At 55.8% G+C, this 16955-nt stretch carries 12 protein-coding genes, 2 tRNA genes and 1 pseudogene; 4 read left to right on the forward strand and 11 right to left on the reverse strand.

Going from position 1 to position 16955, the window contains the following annotated elements:
• Positions 1-5: 5 nt before the first annotated feature.
• Positions 6-563 carry an SMP-30/gluconolactonase/LRE family protein gene (locus VI25_RS27870; RefSeq protein WP_262489961.1) on the reverse strand — a complete coding sequence of 186 codons (558 nt, stop codon included), beginning with the start codon at positions 561-563 and terminating at the stop codon, positions 6-8.
• A 2-nt stretch (positions 564-565) separates the two neighbouring features.
• On the reverse strand, positions 566-1051 hold the full coding sequence (locus VI25_RS27875; protein WP_262489962.1) for a major royal jelly family protein: 486 nt from the start codon (positions 1049-1051) through the stop codon (positions 566-568).
• A 186-nt stretch (positions 1052-1237) separates the two neighbouring features.
• On the opposite strand from VI25_RS27875, the gene VI25_RS14625 reads away from it, so the two are divergent.
• Positions 1238-2167 (forward strand): SMP-30/gluconolactonase/LRE family protein, encoded by a 930-nt coding sequence (locus VI25_RS14625; RefSeq protein ID WP_052695126.1) that lies wholly within the window; start codon positions 1238-1240, stop codon positions 2165-2167.
• A gap of 182 nt (positions 2168-2349) precedes the next feature.
• On the opposite strand, the gene VI25_RS14630 is transcribed toward VI25_RS14625, so the two are convergent.
• The 8 genes from VI25_RS14630 to VI25_RS14670 form a co-directional block, all read right to left on the reverse strand.
• Positions 2350-2745: a hypothetical protein gene (locus VI25_RS14630; RefSeq protein ID WP_045688070.1), complete on the reverse strand. Its 396-nt coding sequence runs from the start codon at positions 2743-2745 to the stop codon at positions 2350-2352.
• Between the two features lie 317 nt (positions 2746-3062).
• Complete coding sequence (asnA, locus tag VI25_RS14635; RefSeq protein WP_045688069.1) at positions 3063-4070, reverse strand: aspartate--ammonia ligase; 1008 nt, start codon at positions 4068-4070, stop codon at positions 3063-3065.
• A gap of 419 nt (positions 4071-4489) precedes the next feature.
• Positions 4490-5203 (reverse strand): PD-(D/E)XK nuclease-like domain-containing protein, encoded by a 714-nt coding sequence (locus VI25_RS14645; protein WP_052695125.1) that lies wholly within the window; start codon positions 5201-5203, stop codon positions 4490-4492.
• 237 nt (positions 5204-5440) lie between these two features.
• The gene (locus VI25_RS14650; RefSeq protein ID WP_045688067.1) at positions 5441-6067 is read right to left on the reverse strand and encodes a cyclase family protein; all 627 of its coding nucleotides are present in this window, start codon (positions 6065-6067) and stop codon (positions 5441-5443) included.
• 82 nt (positions 6068-6149) lie between these two features.
• Positions 6150-8804 carry an MGH1-like glycoside hydrolase domain-containing protein gene (locus tag VI25_RS14655; protein ID WP_316934339.1) on the reverse strand — a complete coding sequence of 885 codons (2655 nt, stop codon included), beginning with the start codon at positions 8802-8804 and terminating at the stop codon, positions 6150-6152.
• A gap of 123 nt (positions 8805-8927) precedes the next feature.
• Positions 8928-9746 (reverse strand): SDR family oxidoreductase, encoded by an 819-nt coding sequence (locus tag VI25_RS14660; protein WP_055562611.1) that lies wholly within the window; start codon positions 9744-9746, stop codon positions 8928-8930.
• 161 nt (positions 9747-9907) lie between these two features.
• Positions 9908-9980 (reverse strand) — tRNA-Lys (locus tag VI25_RS14665).
• Positions 9981-10871: 891 nt separating this feature from the next.
• Positions 10872-10944, reverse strand: a tRNA-Lys gene (locus VI25_RS14670).
• A gap of 77 nt (positions 10945-11021) precedes the next feature.
• On the opposite strand from VI25_RS14670, the gene VI25_RS14675 reads away from it, so the two are divergent.
• The gene (locus tag VI25_RS14675) at positions 11022-11750 is read left to right on the forward strand and encodes an SH3 domain-containing protein (protein ID WP_045688066.1); all 729 of its coding nucleotides are present in this window, start codon (positions 11022-11024) and stop codon (positions 11748-11750) included.
• A 97-nt stretch (positions 11751-11847) separates the two neighbouring features.
• Here the strand turns inward: VI25_RS14675 and VI25_RS14680 are convergent.
• A pseudogene (locus VI25_RS14680) lies at positions 11848-12653 on the reverse strand (SDR family oxidoreductase).
• A gap of 215 nt (positions 12654-12868) precedes the next feature.
• On the opposite strand from VI25_RS14680, the gene VI25_RS14685 reads away from it, so the two are divergent.
• Positions 12869-15100, forward strand: a complete 2232-nt coding sequence (locus tag VI25_RS14685; RefSeq protein WP_082455565.1) for a GEVED domain-containing protein — start codon at positions 12869-12871, stop codon at positions 15098-15100.
• 83 nt (positions 15101-15183) lie between these two features.
• On the forward strand, positions 15184-16947 hold the full coding sequence (locus VI25_RS14690) for a hypothetical protein (RefSeq protein ID WP_152981639.1): 1764 nt from the start codon (positions 15184-15186) through the stop codon (positions 16945-16947).
• Positions 16948-16955 lie beyond the last annotated feature (8 nt).

The following is a 16955-nucleotide window of genomic DNA, read 5'->3' on the forward strand; positions in this document are numbered from 1 at the left end:
CTAGGTTACTTGGGGAGCTTAAGTCTGTACAAGCGGAAGGGATACGCTACTTTATCTTCCCCGTTATTCCACTTGGGCGTCCGGTGAATCTGCGCCGCCGTAACGTAGAGGTAGCCGTCGGGGCCGAGGCCAAAGGAGTCGGGCCACAGCAGGCGCGGGTCGCGCACCAGGGTTTCAAAGCGGCCCGCAGGCGTTACTCGCCGAATAGCCTTGTTCGGCGAGTCGGTTAGGTAAATATTCCCCTGTGAATCGGCTAGCATACCGTGCGAGATGCCCGTTTCGCCTACCGTTTCTACTTGAGCTGCCAGCGCCGCGCCGCCTAGCGCGGTGTTGAGCAGTTGCTCAGTTGCTATGCGGTAGAGCTTGGTTTGGTTGATAGCGCGGTAGTAGACGTACGTGAAATCGTGGGTCAACGCTAGCCCGTTGGCATTGCTGCTGAAGGGCTTGCCATTCTTGTCCTTCACTTCTTTACCGTCAATGCGCAGCACAAAACCCGGTGCGGCTGCCGTCGATTTGTGGCCCTGCAATACCACGCGGCTTTTACCCGTACGCAAGTCGAGCACAATCAGGCGGCCAGCTTGGGGTCGGTGAGATAGGCTACCTGCCGGGTGGGGTCTACTCGTACATCGTTGAGTCCGGTGCGTTCCCGAGGCAAATCCTCGAAGCGGTACACCCGCTCCACCTTGTTGGAAGCCAGGTTGATCTTGAGCAGCTTCACTCCGGGTACTAGCGGCGCTTCATCGTCGGGGTTTGCCGGGTCCAGCACCCATAGCGCATCGGTTTGGTCTACGAATACCGACTGCACATTCACGAAGCGAGTAGCTGCTTTCGTGGAATCCCACTGGTTCCACTCGGCGTTGGGGTAGGGCCGTCGCTGCCCGTCCACGATTTCGGCTAGCCCGTAGTCGTAGTTGGCTTTCTTCTTTGGGAACGTGACAAAGATGCGTCCTTGCCCCGATACGGCTACCCCAATAGGTTGGTGCTTACCAAACTCAGCTACCTGCTCTAGATTAGTAGCTGGCGTTTGTGCACCCGCTAGGGTGCTTATCATCCCCAGTAGCAGGAGAAGGAAAGGAGTACATCTGCTCATACCGTCATGCAAAGTGTGCTAGTGCTTACGGGAGCCTCACAGGGTGGTTGTGCTAGCGTTGAGCTACAGCCGGGGCAACCTTTCAGCAGGTGGCCGGGTAGGTAAAGAAGCCTTTGTGAGGTTCAGTGCTTTCTTTCCCGCTTGCTTATGATGCGTTTCGCTACCGTATTGCCGCTGTTGGCCTCCTTGGGCTGCCCCCTTTTTGCTTGGTCCCAAACGCAGCCGCCTACCCGCTTCACCACGGTAGGCCATATTCAGCGGTTGGCGCCTGATGTAGACCAAGTGCTAGCCGCCGATGCTTCCATTGAAATAGTAGCTAGCGGCCTCAGCCACACGGAAGGCCCCGTGTGGGTGCCCGATAGTAGTATGCTTCTGTTTTCGGACGCTCCTACTCGCACTATCTACCGCTGGTCGCCCGCGAAGGGGCTTTCCAAGTTCCTAGAATCAACGGGGTACTCCGGCCGCATGCCCTACGGTAAGGAGCCGGGCACCAATGGTATTACTCTGGATGGCCGGGGCAACCTGCTGCTGTGTGACCATGGTGACCGACTACTGGCTGTACTACCCCTTGACCAGCAAAGTGGTAAACGCACGCTCACCGATGCATTTGAAGGCAAGCGCTACAATAGCCCCAACGATGCCGTAGTGCACGCCAGCGGCAGCATTTACTTCACCGACCCTCCCTATGGCTTGCCCCAGCAACTCCAGAGCCCCCTGCGCGAAATGCCCGTCAACGGAGTGTACCGCCTAGCCCCAGGTGGTAAGGTAAGCCGCGAGGTGGCGGATCAGAGCCTACCCAACGGCGTAGCCCTCGCCCCCGATGGCCGTACCTTGTACGTAGCGCTATCAGACTCCCTGCGCCCCGTTATCTTGGCATACGAGGTGCGCTCCAATGGTAAGCTAGGCAAGAGCCGGGTGTTTTTTGATATGAGCAAGGTATCTCGTTCCCGCCCGAAGGAGGTGCCCGATGGCTCAAGACTGACCAAGCAGGCAACGTATGGGCCTCCGGGCACGGTGGCATCCTCGTCCTTTCTCCAACAGGCCAGCATCTCGGCACTATTGATACAGGGGAAGTAGTATCCAACTGCGCCTGGGCTCCCGATGGCACCTTATACATTGCCTCTGGCTCGTTGCTCTGCCGCGTCAAAACCAAGGCTTCTGGTTTCGTTAGCACTCAGAAAAAGTAAGATCCGCTACTTGCTATAACCCAAAAAGGCCCTACCAGCTAATTGGTAGGGCCTTTTCTACTGAGTGTTAGACTACCGACGGTTGTCGTTGCGATGAGCAGCCTCCCAACGAGCGCGCTCCTGGGGCGTTACGCGGTGTTTTTTGTCGTAGCCGTAGTTGAAATCACGGTCATTGCGGTCATTACGCCGGTCGTACTCGTTGCGACGGTCGTCGTCACGACGGTTGTCGCGGTAGTCATCGCGCCGATCATTGCGATGAGCAGCCTCCCAGCGGGCTTTTTCGGCGGCCGTCACGCGGTGGTTTCTGTCAAAGCCGTAGTTAAAGTCGCGGCTGTTGCGGTCATCATACTTGCTGTACGCTTTGCGGCGCTTGTCATCATCATGCCGGTCGGCCGCGGAAGCAGCGAAAGAAGCTGTAGAAGACAGCAGAACAAAAGCAGTAGCAAGGGAAAGCAGGGCAGATTTCATGGAACTGGAAACGTTGGAAAGTGGAAGGAATGGCTGCTGTTTCAAGCGAAGCGGCTGGCCGGTGAGGTAGTAGTAAGCGCTTGGTTCCCTACTTGCAAGCCAGGTGCCGGCTTTCCATTTCCGTCGCCGCCTACCCTTTTTCCTCTACTAACCGGCGTATTTACTCTGCTATCGGGCTCCTTTTTCCGTCGTTTCCGAGGCTTACGTCCCCTACCCGCCCAACAGTGCCGTAGTGAGAGTACAAAAAACGGGCGGAGAAGCTACGGCCGCCAAACCTGCTTCCCCGCCCGTGCCGCCTCAGCAGCAATTTCCGCTATTTAGAGCAGGCCCACGCCGGCTTCTGCCAGCTCCGCTCGTACTGCCTCAGGCCAAATGCTCACCTGCACTTGCCCAATGTGGCCTTTGCGCAGCATGAACATGCACACCCGGCTCTGCCCAATGCCACCACCAATACTTTGGGGCAACTCATCCTTTAGCAGGCTGGCGTGGAAAGACAGCTCCTGCCGGTCCTCGCAGCCGCGCAGGGCAAGCTGCCGCACCAAGGCATGCTTGTCAACCCGAATGCCCATCGACGACACCTCAAACGAGGTCTGCAATACGGGGTGCCAGAGCAGGATGTCACCGTTCAGGCCATAGTAACCCGTAGCTGTTTCCGTGCTCCAGTCGTCGTAGTCGGGGGCGCGGCCATCGTGAGGCTCTCCGTGGCTTAGCTCTCCGCCAATACCTATCAGAAATACGGCGCCGTACTGCTTCACGGCCTCGTGCTCGCGCTCCTTGGGTGTCAGCGTAGGATACTGCGCCAGCAGGTCCTCGGCGTGCAAGAAGGTAATCTTACCAGGCAGCACAGGCGTGATTTCAGGGTACTTGGCAGCTACGCGGGCCTCAGTGGTTTTCAGCACCTCGTAAATACGTTCTACGGTAGCCTGCAAGAACTCGGGGGTACGTTGCTCGGCGCTAATATGCTTTTCCCAGTCCCACTGGTCTACATAAATGGAGTGAATGGGCGAGTAGTCTTCATCGGGGCGCAGGGCGCGCATATCTGTGAGCAGGCCACGGCCAGCCTCAATGCCTAGCTGCTGCAGGCGCACCCGTTTCCACTTGGCTAAGGAATGCACGACTACCGCGCGGCGCTCATCCAAGGCTTTAATAGGAAATCCTACGGGGCGCTCAATGCCGTTCAGGTCATCGTTGATGCCGGTGCCGTCGAGCACGGCAATGGGCGACGACACTTTGTTGAGGTGGAGCTGCGACGCCAGTTCTTTAGCGAAAGTTTCTTTTACAAAGCTAATGGCTTCCTCCGTTTTCAATAATTCCTGCGCGGTCATGGCAATTATTATGTGTGGTTTTTGGAAAGGATTTAATTTTTCAAAAGGCAATAGGATTCCATTTTCCCACCGGGAATATTTTAGAATCCAGTAAACTATTTGTGCCTACCCTGGGCGCTGCACTACTGACTGCGACACATGCTATATTGGCTGGCAGGCACAAAAAAAGCCTTCCGGGCTACGGAAGGCTTTAAAAGAAAATCAATTACTGATTTTTCATTTCTCCAAAGGAGCAATAGCCTTCCAGTTTCGAATAGAATTATTCGAATTATTATTCTGGAGATTATTGCTGAAATGACGCATTATTACGAGTGGTTTTCGTCAGATATTATGCAAGTATAAAAGCCTCTAATTAGTTATCCAACTTACTAATCTAATTAATTTTCATTTTCGCGCTTATTAGCCACTGAACCCAATTTTTACTCGCCGCCAGTTAGAGCGTCGCGCACGTCGCGCACGGCCTGAACTACGGCAAGCGGCACCGGAGCTTCCGGCTGCAACAGTTTTAGCAGGCGCAGGTATTTGGCGCGGCCTTCGTTGCGCATAAGTGGGGGCACTTCGTACACAAACACCTTAAAGGGCTCCACCTTCTGCACCCCTACCAACAAAAAGCGGTCGGCGTGCAAGGCATCGGCATAAAAGGCCGCCTGCCGATCATAGTCGTAGTAGGAGCACTGCTCTACGAAGTGATTATGGTCGCGGGCCATTGTGGTTTTGAAGTCTACAATGGTATAGGGCTGGTCGGGCCGGTCGACGACTAGATCGGCGCGCAGCTTGCAGAGCGTATCCGTAACGGGCTCCGTGAAAATACAGCTGGGCTCAGGCGTGCCCGTTTCCAGCAGGATGTTCAGGTCCGGGTGCAGCTTTACACCATCTACCATCCACCAAATCAGCGTATCGTTGATGCCGGGTTGGCCGGGCTCGTACAGGTCGGGCTCTAAGAGAGCAGTATGGAAGGCGGTGCCCAACCCGAGCGCGCCCCCCACGCTAGTAACTGGCCGCGGCGGACGACCGTTTAGAGCATCACGCAGGCGGGAAAGGTCGGAATTGGCAATGGCTGGCAGAGCACGATAATCGTCGTAAGGAATACGCAGCAGCGCCGGTCGTGGGTCGGTAGAAGTAGAATCAATCACGCAAAAAGAACAGCGAAACCCGCAAAAAGGCTCCGATAAGCAACGAAGGTAGAGTTTGAATAGGGAGTATAGCCCTTTTTTCCTTAAGTCAGGCTACAGGTTTCTACAAACCAAGGACGATAGCTCGGGCAGAACGGCATGCCGCAAGCCTACCGGGTGCCGAGAACAACTTAGCTTGAGGCCGCACATGGCACTTCGGCACCTTTGCGCGGCCCACAAAGCAAATACAAATAAAGGCTAGGCACTACCCCCTTTTTTTTGGGCAATCACCCGGGCGGGGGCGCCATCGGCACCCTCTATTTTTAGGGGTAGGCAAATCATCTCGTACTCGCCCGGTTCGGCGTGTTGCAGCGCTAAGCCTTCGATGACGGTGATGCCCGCTCTTAGCAGGATATTGTGTGTATCGGCGGGTCCCACAGACAGGTAATCAACCCCTACGCATACCACGCCTTGGTCGCGCAGCCATTCCGCCGCATCGGCCCGCACGCGCACAAACTCCGCGTCGAAGGGCTGGGTGGCCCACTCGTGGCGGGAGTTGCGCGTTTTGAACAGCACCCTACTCCCCTTGCCTAGGGGTAAGTGCTCGATTTCAGCGCGCGTGATAAACTTCGGGTCTTGAATTTCAACCAGCCATGCAGGCCCTAATAAGGTAGCCAGGTCTAGTCTGGTTACGTCGTCGCCATCAGCCAGAAAGTGTAGTGGAGCATCCACGTGGGTAGCTGTGTGCACACTCAGGCTCATTTCTGTTACGTTGGCCGCGTCGCCGGCCGCAATGCTCAGCGTTTTTCGGATATGAACCGGTGCGTTGTCGGGCCAGTAGGCCATGCCGTCAGAAATCGTAGTGGTAAAATCAAGCCAAGCCATAGTAGTGGATTTGTGATGAAGTGCCAGAACCTATCTGGCTACGCTTGCTCCCCGTTAGCTAACGGCGCGTGGTGCCTTTTGCCTACCTCTGCGGAAGCCTAGCCGGGCCGACGGGGTTGGAGCAAGCGGGAAATAAGGCCGGTCCAGCCGGTTTGGTGACTAGCGCCCAAGCCCTTGCCATTGTCGCCGTGGAAGTACTCGTGAAAGAGTACGTGGTCACGGAAATGAGGGTCTGACTGTAGTTGCTTATCATCCCGAAAATAGGCCGGCGGCCGTCCTCGCCCCGCAGAAACAATTTGGTCAGCCGAGCCGTGAGAGCATCAGCAATTTCCAGCAGGGTACTGTATCGGCCCGAGCCTGTGGGGTATTCCACCTTGAAGTCGTCGCCGTAATAATGATGAAACCGTTCGAGCGACTCGATAATCAGGTAGTTGACGGGAAACCAGATGGGTCCCCGCCAGTTGGAGTTACCGCCAAACATGCTCGAATCGGACTCGCCTGGTACGTACTGCACCGTGAAGTCTTTTTCGGGCGTGCGGTACACGTAAGGATGCTCCAGGTGGTAGCGTGACAGGGCCCGCACGCCGTAATCGGAAAGAAACTCGGCCTCGTCCAGCATGCGGCGCAAGAGCAGCTTCATTCGGTGCCCGCGCAGCAGCGAAAGTAAGCGCCGCTGGCCCTGGCCTGGCTCCTGCCAATGCGACACCAGGGAGGCAAGGTGCGGGCGGTTGTTGAGAAACCAGTTCATTCGGCCTACGAAGCGTGGCAATTGCTCCAGCATATTCTCGTCCAGCACCTCTACTGCAAACAACGGAATCAGGCCTACCATGGAACGCACCTTCAGGGCTTGCCGCCCAGCTTCCGGTGTTATCAGACAGTCGTAGTAAAAGCCATCGTCGTCATCCCAAAGGTCTTGGTCGCCGCTTTTCGCAATAGCCTCCGCAATGTAGAGGAAGTGCTCAAAGAACTTACTGGCCATGTCTTGGTACACGGGGTTGGTGCGGGCCAACTCCAGAGCCATGCGCATCAGGTCCAGCGCATACATAGCCATCCAGCTTGTGCCGTCGGCCTGGTCGATGTATACGTCCTCGGGCATATCGGCGCTTCGGTCGAACACGCCAATGTTGTCGAGGCCCAGAAAACCACCTTCGAAGATATTGCGCCCAGAGCGGTCCTTGCGGTTTACCCACCACGTGAAGTTGAGTAAGAGGCGGTGGAAAACGCCTTCCAAGAAGGGGTAGTCGCCTTTGCCGTTGTTGTGCTTCTGCTCAATCTTGTACACGCGCCACGCAGCCCAAGCATGCACGGGCGGGTTCACATCGGAGAAGTTCCACTCATAGGCCGGCAGCTGCCCGTTGGGGTGCATATACCAGTCCTGCAAGAGCAGGGTAAGCTGGCGTTTGGCAAACTCCGAATCGACCATGGCCAGTGGCAAGGTGTGGAAGGCTAGATCCCAGGCCGCATACCAGGGGTACTCCCACTTGTCGGGCATGGAAATGATGTCGGCATTATTGAGGTGATGCCAGCTGCCGTTACGGATGCTGCCCCGGCCAGCGGGCGGCGGTGGAAAAGCAGGGTCGCCCGACAACCACTCCGCTACGTCGTAGTAGTAAAACTGCTTGCTCCAAAGCATGCCCGCCAAGGCTTGACGCTGTACGTTACGTGCGTCGGAGCTGGTAATCCCTGTCTGCAGCTCTTCATAGAAGACATCGGCTTCTCGGCGGCGCTGCTGCAAAACCTGGTCGAAATCGGCGAAGGGTGCGGCTAGATCAGGGCTACCCAAGCGCACGCGTACCGTTTGGCTTTGCCCGGCCGGGATAGTTAGCACGTAGTGCGCCGCTGCTTTCGTACCGCTTTGTTCAGGGTTAACGGCTCCTTTTTCCTCCTGTACCACGTAGTTGTTGATACCATCCTTGTAGTACTGGGCATGCGGATGCGCCGTTTGAAATAAGCGCTGGGTGTTCGTTTCATTATTGCAGAACAGCAATACCGGCTCCTCCCCTGCTACTCCATCACAATGTAACTGGAGGCCAGTGAGGCGAGCATGTTCTATGGCAATTCCACCAGCAGCCGTGGCGCGTAATTGGGGCTGGTCATCTTGCTCACCCCAAGCCCATGTATTCCGAAACCAGAGCTGGGGCAGCACATGAATAGTAGCGCTATGGGCACTCCGGTTGGAAACTGTCAGGAGTAGGAGCACGTCGGTAGGGCTAGCCTTGGCGTACTCGATGCTTACATCAAAGTAGTTGTTCTCGTGAAAGACGGCCGTATCAGTAAGCTCGAACTCTGGCTTGCTACGGCCCCGGCGGGCGTTTTCCTGTACCAGCCAGTCGTAGGGGAAAGCATGCTGCGGGTACTTGTACAGCATGCGCATGTAGGAGTGCGTGGGCGTATTATCGAGGTAGTAATAGCACTCCTTCACATCCTCGCCGTGGTTACCCTCTGGCCCAGTCAAGCCAAACAAACGCTCTTTCAGGATGGGGTCTTTTCCGTTCCACAATCCTACGGCCAAGCACAGGAACTGTCGGTCGTCACTGATTCCGCCTAGCCCCTCCTCACCCCACCGGTAAGCGCGGCTACGCGCGTGGTCGTGGGAGATGTAGTTCCAGGCGTCGCCCGTGGCACTGTAGTCTTCGCGCACCGTGCCCCACTGCCGCTCCGACAAATAAGGACCAAACCGATGCCACGGCAGCGCGCCGTTTTTTGCTTCTTCCTGCCGTTGTCGCTCTTCGTTCATGACTACTAGTTGCCGGGTGCCAGTGTGAAACTACCAAAATAGGCCCTAGGCAGCAGTAAGGTAACGCCAGCCATGTGATTACGCCGCGTACTGCTTCACGGCTACTTAGGGCCTAGTAGTTGCTTACCCGTTGTCAGCGAAGCCGGGGTAGAGCGTCATGCCACCATCGGCAAAGAGGGTAGTTCCCGTCACGTAGTCCGATTCGTCGGAGGCTAGCCACACAGCTACTTTACCTATATCGGCAGGTTCGCCAATGCGGCCGTAGGGAATCAGCGTAAGCAAGCTTTTTTCTTCTTCAGGCGTGTCGCGCGCCGACAGATTGATGGGCGTAGCTATAGCGCCCGGCCCGATGCTATTGACGCGGATTTTTTGGGGGGCTAATTCTTGGGCCATGCTCTTCATAAGCTGCATAATGCCGCCCTTGCTAGTGGCATAGTTCACATGGCCAGCCCACGGAATAACCTCGTGCACCGAACTCATGCAAATGATCTTACCCGTGGCATTCGACACTTCTGGCTGAGGGCCGCGGCGCACAAACTCGCGGGCGGCCTCTCGGGCACACAGAAACTGCCCCGTGAGGTTTACGTCAATAACCTTCTGCCACTGCTCCAGCGTCATATCCAAGAACTTGGCATCTTGCTGAATACCAGAGTTGTTTACAAGAATGTGCAGGGTAGTAAACTGCCGCCGAACCTCATCGAACATGTGCAGCACTTGGTCTTCTTTACTTACATCTGCTTGGATAGCCACGGCTTTCCCACCGGCCTGCTTAATCTCGTCTACCACAGCCTGGGCTTCATCAGCGCTATGCGAGTAGTTGACCACTACGGTAGCGCCCTCGGCGGCCATGGCCTTGGCTACACCGGCTCCAATACCGGAGCTACCACCTGTTATGAGTGCTACCTGATTTTGCAGGCGCGCAGAAGATGCTGAATTGGCCATATCGTCTGGAAAGAAATGTAGTTGATATTCCTTCCTAGACTCTCAAACAGATTCTTTAGTTACATGAATCTTATCTAAATCAGACCTAGCTGCTCACTAGTCTAGCACTTACCCCTTCCTACAAGGCAAGAAAAAAGCCCCACCGGAAGGTGGGGCTTGTGTGATCCCGCTGGGATTCGAACCCAGGACCCATACATTAAAAGTGTATTGCTCTACCAGCTGAGCTACAGAATCGTTTCCCTTACTAGCAGAGTATTCCGTGGAAGGGATGGCAAAAGTAGAAGGTCGATTTTACATGTGCAAATCTGGATATCTATCTTCGGCTAGAAGAAGGCACTTTCGGACGCCTTCACACCCGTAAATCCTTCATACACAGCACACCTATTTTGGTATATTTTTTTCAAAAATTTTCCGCGTGTTTACCCCAAGTGTGGCACTGCGGCTGTATTTGGGCCTTGTTTCTGAAAAGTCGACCCATCGTATCACTCTAGAAAGTCCCAACGGGTAGCGCTTTTGGTGCTTCTGTCATTAGGTACCGAAGCAGAACACCTGTCCTTCTGTTTGCTACTAGCGCATTCCCCTAGTTGTATCTAATCCTACCCAAATTCGCCCCATCCTTATTTATAAGTCTTCTGGCTTTCCTACTGTTCAAGACAAACCCAAGGGTGGAGCAACGATTATATGCCCTGAAACTGAAAAACACATATGTCGTGTGCTATTATCAGAACAAGCAGGAAGTATGAGCTACAGCAATATCTTCGATGATACTGGGAGGTAGTACCTGGCTGAACCCATATACCTACCGCAACCAGACCAGACTTCCCTACAAAAGTCGGGGCAACAGAGTAGTGCAGTCACTACCATGCCATAGGCCGGGCGTGGCATATCTACTTGATAACTATCAGCTAATAAAACCGAATTTCCTTTCTTGCCTTGTTTGAACTCAGGTAGGCACGAAAAGTCACACCAGAATTCGTCTGTTGTGCTTAGCGTAAGACTTCAGGCTAGACCTCTCGGCTGCAAAGACTTAACTAGCGCTGTCGTAGTCGGAAGTCTGCACTTGGATTCCAAAGGATCCTAGCCAATCGGGCAAGAAAAAAGCCCCACCGGAAGGTGAGGCTTGTGTGATCCCGCTGGGATTCGAACCCAGGACCCATACATTAAAAGTGTATTGCTCTACCAGCTGAGCTACAGAATCGTTTTCTTTGCTACCAGCGAGCTTTTTCGCTGATTGTGGCACAAAAGTAGTAGGCCGCACTTTACACTCCAAACGTTTTGCTGAAAATTCGCCTTCTTTTTTCGCTCTTTTTTTTCCTCGCCTGCCGCGTAGAAGCTCAACCGCTTCAAAGCCAAAATATTACCAAACTTCTTTCTCGGGCCGATTCTTTGTTTGATGCTGGGCAGGCAGAACCAGCTTACCGGCTCTACCGGCAAATTCGGGAGCAAGGCGGACATCAGTCGCCCCAGCAGTTGCTGCGCATGGCCTATGTGCAGGAAGGCCGCAACCAGTATCCGGCCGCTTTGTACTACCTCAGTTTGGCCCAAGCGGGCCAACCACGTCAGGATACTTGGCGCAAAATGGCGGCCTTGGCACAAGAACACCGCCTCACGGGCTACCCTGACACGTGGCGCCAAAGTTTAACTATCACCTTTCGCAGGTACTACAACCGTCTGCTGCAAGGCCTACTTGTAGTAGCAGTGGTGGCGGGCACATTGCTGCTCGTACGACGGCGCACGGCGGGCCGGGCATGGTGGACGGCTTATGGCGCTTACCTAGCGGCTACCGCTGTCTTTCTCAACCTATTGGCCCCACCTCGGGTGGGCTTAGTTGCTCGTTCGCACGCAGCCCTAATGGCGGGACCATCGGCGGGAGCGGCTTGGCTGACTACTGCGGCGGCCGGCGACCGGTTCGCCGTGCAGGGCAAACAAGATATCTGGTACCGTGTCCGCTGGAAAGGGCAGGATGCCTACATCCGCACCCCAGATTTGGTCTTGATAGATTAAGCTTTTAGTATCAGCTTGTCTAGAAAAAGGGCCAGGATTCTTCCGAAACCCGGCCCTTTCTCTAATCAAGAGCTTTCAACTCAGTGTACCGGTAGTTTTAAAGCTTAAAATCAGGTTCCTCCTTACGGAAATGGTTCAGCACCAGCTTATCAGCGAGGCCAGGCAGCCACTTGTTGAGAAATACAGTGAGTTTGCCTTGCCCCGTAAGCACTAGGTCGCGGCGGCGTTGGCGCACGGCATCTACCAAGTGCTGGGCTACCTCTTCGCTGCTCATCATTTTCTGTTCGTCGCGTGGCGACTCGCCTTGCTGGGAGCCATCGGCAGCCAGGGCGGTATTCCGGATGTTGGAGGCGGTGAAGCAGGGCACGCTAGCAGCACGTGCACCTGCTGGGGCAATAGTTCTGTACGCAACGCTTCCAGAAAGCCGTGCATGGCAAACTTGGAAGCGGAGTAGCCCGTGCGACCGGGCAGCCCTCGGTAGCCTGCTATGCTACTGATGCCAACAATGGAGCCTTTCGCCTGGGTAACGTGAGGCAGCGCAAATTTGGTAGTGTATACAGTACCGAAGAAGTTGGTTTGCATCAGCCGCTGAATCACGTCCAAGTCGGCGTCGCGGAACAAAGCCCGCATGCTAATACCTGCGTTGTTGATCAGAATATCCAGTCGGCCAAAGGCTGCTACCGTTTCCTCCACGGCCCGCCGAGAATCGGCCTCTACACCTACATCAGCGCGAATAACCACGTGGCGTACGCCTAGTCGGGTAAGTTCTTCGGCAATATCACGCAAACGCGCCTCGTCGCGCCCAGTAACGGCTACTTGGGCGCCCGCCTGCCCGAATGCCAACGCCGTGGCCCGACCAATGCCGGAAGTACCACCTGTGATAAGTACAACTTTGTCTTTCATGAAGAAAATATAACGACCCTGCCGTCGGTACTACGTCTTACAAAACTACAGGTATTTCGGGCATCCTATGGGCGCTACCGCACAAACTCTCGGTTCGAGAAGCGAGGTAGGCTGCTGAGCACTCGAGCAAGTAAGCAGACGAAGAAATTGCATTTTTTCCACGCATTGTCTTTACATTTAACCTGTTATTCTATGCTTCCTTACCTCGTGTCTGCATGATGCTCCTTTTATGCGCTCTGCGCTGTCTAGCCAGCTGGCGTGGGGTGATGGTGCTATTCTTTATGGTGGGCCCGGCACCAATACTAAGAGCTCAGTGCCCCGCCGCTACTACTGCTTGCACGCCTGGCAATGCTCCAGCCGCTACTAGCAGCTTCAGCATGGGCATCTTCGCCGTTACGTTGGGCACGCTGCACCATGCGTCGGCGGGCGCTACGGATGGCTATCAGGATTATTCCTGTCAACAATCGGCGGCTCTTGTCCTGGGTATGGATGCCATCCTTAGCATCCAGACCAACGCAAACACCGATGAGACGGTGCGGGCATGGATTGACTTAAACAATGATGGCGTTTTCAATCCTTCTTCGGAGCTCGTATTTAGCTCCAACGCCAAACGAGTGCATACGGGTACTATTCGGCTACCTTCTACCACCAGCATGGGCGTGCGTCTGCGTCTGCGCATCGCCGCCGATTACGCGAATGCACCGGTGCCTACGCCTTGCTCTACCCCGTATTATTCGCAAACTGAGGACTATAGCGTGGTGGTGAGTGCCGGTACAATGCCACCCACTGCTGAATTTGTAGTTGACCACCCACAGACCTGCTCCGGAATAGTACAGTTTACTGACCAAAGTCAGTATGCACCTACCCATTGGCTGTGGAGCTTTGGCGACGGAACCACCAGCACCCTTCAAAATCCCAGTCACTATTATGCCGCGGCCGGCACGTACACCGTTGAACTGACGGCGACTAACGCCTTGGGTAGCACTACTCGCACGCGTACGGGCTACGTGACCTATACTAGCTACGCGCCCATAGTAGCGACCTGCACCCCGGCAACATCCGCTTACTGCTGTAATTACGGCATCACTAGCTTCTCGCTGGGGCCTCTCACGCAGTCGTCAGCAGATGGTTCGGTGGGCTATCAGGATTTCACGTGCACTGGCCAGGCAACACTCATGGCGGGAGGCCACTACCCTATTCGTTTGACGACCAACCCTACGTTGGCGCAGGATACACGCGTATGGCTAGATGCCAACAATGACGGCATTTTTGCAACCTCAGAGTTGCTGTATCAGGCCCTGAATACAACGAACCCAAGCGGCCGGGTGACGATGCCTACTGCGGCAGTGCTCAACCACCCCCTGCGGCTGCGCGTGATTTCCGATTATGCGGGTTCTTCCTTCACGCCTTGCACCGCTGTTCAATATGGCCAGGCGGAGGATTACACCATCACGTTGCAGCCGAATACCAGCCGCCCGGCGGCCGATTTTACTTCTACCTATGTAGCGGGCAGCTGCCAAACGAGCGTGCAGTTCACCGACAAAAGTGAGCATGCGCCTACTAGCTGGCACTGGAATTTTGGAGATGGCAGCACCAGCACCCTTCAAAACCCCAGCCATACCTATCAGAGCACCGGCTTTTACGCCGTTTCCCTGACCGTTACCAATACGTTTGGGACCGACACCAAAACCCTAGCAGACTACGTGCAGGTTGCAATTCCCTGCGTACCGTACTGCGCTTCCTCAGGACAAAACGCGAGCTTCTGGATAACGAACGTAGCCCTCGTTACTCCTAACGCCCCCACGTTCGCCAATGCCTCTGGCGCCGATACTAACGGGTACGGCAACTACAACAGCCGGGTGATGACCTTGCGCCCTGGCCTTGCTTCTACTCTTACGGTAACTACCGCCCCCACTCTCCAGCATAGCACCCTTGTGTGGGTTGACTGGAACCGCGACGGCACTTTTGCTTTCTCCGAGTTGGTAACTAACTCGGTTGGAGTCGCACCGGCTACTGTTTCTGTGACTGCACCTACGCAAGCCGAAACGATTGGTGCCACCCGAATGCGGGTTGTTGTACGCTTAAACGCAAACCAGCCCAACGCCTGTCTGGCAAACCAGCCCGGCTCCGAAACAGAGGATTACACGGTGCTTATTTCCCCCGTAACAGCCACTGCCCTAGTTCATCGGCGGGCTACCCTAGACGTATTTCCCAACCCAACAGCCGATGGACTGGTGTATTTACGGGCGGGCGAGGCAGCTATTCCTGGCGCTTGTTTGGTGCGGGTAGAAAATCTGCTGGGCGCGCATCTACTCTCTGCGACCCTTCGCCTGCTACCTGCTCACAACGCTGAGTTCAACCTCCGGCCACTCCCCGCGGGGGTGTATGTATTGCGCTTACAATATCCTGATGGCCAAACTGCCGTGCACCGCGTGGTGCGCGAGTAGTCCAGTCTTCCCAGCAATATCTGATGAATTTCTCCGCCAAAAGCGGCTCCACTGTCTCTTCTTTCTCTGTTTTTCCCTTCTCTATGCGAACAACATTACTCCGAAGCTGCCTGCTACTGGTACTTTGGTTGGGGTTCGGCTTACTGTCGGCCTCGGCTACGCACTTGCTTGGCGGCGAGATAAACTACCGCTATTTAGATGCAAACGGGCCTACCAACAACCCCTTCCGCTATCAGGTAACGGTGCTTATCTACGTAAATGCTGACCCTGTTACTTCTCAGGTGCCCGATGGCCGCCCGAGTATTGAGGTAGGCTTTTACAACAAATCCCAAAATGGGGCCTTTACCTCGCGCTTGACGCTACCGCGCGTAAGCAACAGCGTTATTACCCCGCCCCAGCCGGGCGGGTGTAGTACTACGGGCTCCTTGGCCGTGCGCCTGTGCCGGTACGAAGCCGTAGTAAATCTCCCCGTGTCGTTTGACGGCTACTACGCCGTGTACAGCGACGGCAACCGCAACGTAGGCATCACAAACCTCGTCAGCTCCGACCAGTACTCGCAGATGATTTACGTGGAGATGGCGCCGCCCCTGCTGCCTAACGCCTCTCCTACCTTCTCCGACACGGCCGTGGTAGTGGTATGCCAAGGCGACACGAGCATTCTAGTAAATAACGCCGTAGACCCCGATGGCGACCGGCTGGTGTATTCGTTTAGCCGTCCCTACGGGTCGTTGCAGTTGGGTGGGGGCTTCAACTTGCCCAATTCCTTTACGGGTGCCCCTCCTACGGTACCGTACGCTAGCACCTACAGCCAAGCCTCACCGTTTGGTACCGCCGCCGGCAGCTACGCCTATCTTGATGCCAGCAACGGGCTGAGCCGATACGCGGCGCCTAGGCTAGGCTCTTACGTAGTAGCTGTAGAGGTGCGGGAGTACCGAACAATCAATGGCGTGGAAGTGCTCATTGGCTCTACGCGCCGCGAAATTCAACTGGTGGCGCGCACCTGCCAGCCCAATCGGGCCCCTGCTTTCACGGCGGCTACGCAGGCAATTCACGTGTATACCGTGGAGGAGGGCCAGCCCTTGAGTTTTAACATTGCGGTCCGCGACCCAGACCAGAACTCCGTCAATCTGAAAGTAAACAGCGTGTTGCTGGATGGCGCCGGGGGCTACGACGCTACCCTTTCCGGCAATGCTGGCACGGTGGTAGCGGGCAACCCCTCCGGCAGCGCTACTATTCAAGGCACGGCGGGCAGTGTAAACGGGCGTTTCACCTTTACCCCCCAGTGCGGCAACGCCCGCACCACGCCCTACGATGTGGTAGTAACGGCCACCGACGTGACCTGCGGCGCCAAAAGCGTAGCCGACATTTTTCAGGTGTACGTGACCCGAGCGGCGGGGCCAAACCGCATTACGGGCGACTCCGTTGTGTGCGACCGGGCCACCGCCCGCACGTACACAGCCAACGGCCCCACGACTAGCACGTACCGCTGGACGGTGCGCGGCGGGGCCATTCAGGGCAGTGCTACGGGCCGCACGGTGCAGGTACTGTGGAACACTACGGGCACCGGGCGCCTCGTGCTTCGCGGGGTGTCGTCGTTTGGGTGCTCTACCGATTCCGTAGTGCGAACTATTACGGTGCGCCCTCCGGGTACCCTGGCCGCGAGCCCCAATGTGAGCATCTGCCAGGTGCTTCTACTACCCTCACTGCCACCGGCGGGCAAGCTTACACCTGGACTAGCAGCACGGGTCAGACGTTTACCGGGGCCAGCATCACGGTTACGCCTGCCCAAACTACTACCTACACGGTATCAACTTCCAATGGGGAGTGCTCTGCTTCGCGCCAAGTAACCGTAACC

Origin of the sequence: Hymenobacter sp. AT01-02 (assembly GCF_000961955.2) — a bacterium.
Lineage (GTDB): Bacteria > Bacteroidota > Bacteroidia > Cytophagales > Hymenobacteraceae > Hymenobacter > Hymenobacter mucosus.

Bases quoted from the DNA above. Each gene is read 5' to 3' on its own strand.
- VI25_RS27875 (WP_262489962.1), bottom strand. From the start codon at position 1,051: ATGATAAGCACCCTAGCGGGTGCACAAACGCCAGCTACTAATCTAGAG.
- VI25_RS14625 (WP_052695126.1), top strand. From the start codon at position 1,238: ATGATGCGTTTCGCTACCGTATTGCCGCTGTTGGCCTCCTTGGGCTGC.
- VI25_RS14630 (WP_045688070.1), bottom strand. From the start codon at position 2,745: ATGAAATCTGCCCTGCTTTCCCTTGCTACTGCTTTTGTTCTGCTGTCT.
- asnA (WP_045688069.1), bottom strand. From the start codon at position 4,070: ATGACCGCGCAGGAATTATTGAAAACGGAGGAAGCCATTAGCTTTGTA.
- VI25_RS14650 (WP_045688067.1), bottom strand. From the start codon at position 6,067: ATGGCTTGGCTTGATTTTACCACTACGATTTCTGACGGCATGGCCTAC.
- VI25_RS14655 (WP_316934339.1), bottom strand. From the start codon at position 8,804: ATGAACGAAGAGCGACAACGGCAGGAAGAAGCAAAAAACGGCGCGCTG.
- VI25_RS14660 (WP_055562611.1), bottom strand. From the start codon at position 9,746: ATGGCCAATTCAGCATCTTCTGCGCGCCTGCAAAATCAGGTAGCACTC.
- VI25_RS14685 (WP_082455565.1), top strand. From the start codon at position 12,869: ATGATGCTCCTTTTATGCGCTCTGCGCTGTCTAGCCAGCTGGCGTGGG.
- VI25_RS14690 (WP_152981639.1), top strand. From the start codon at position 15,184: ATGCGAACAACATTACTCCGAAGCTGCCTGCTACTGGTACTTTGGTTG.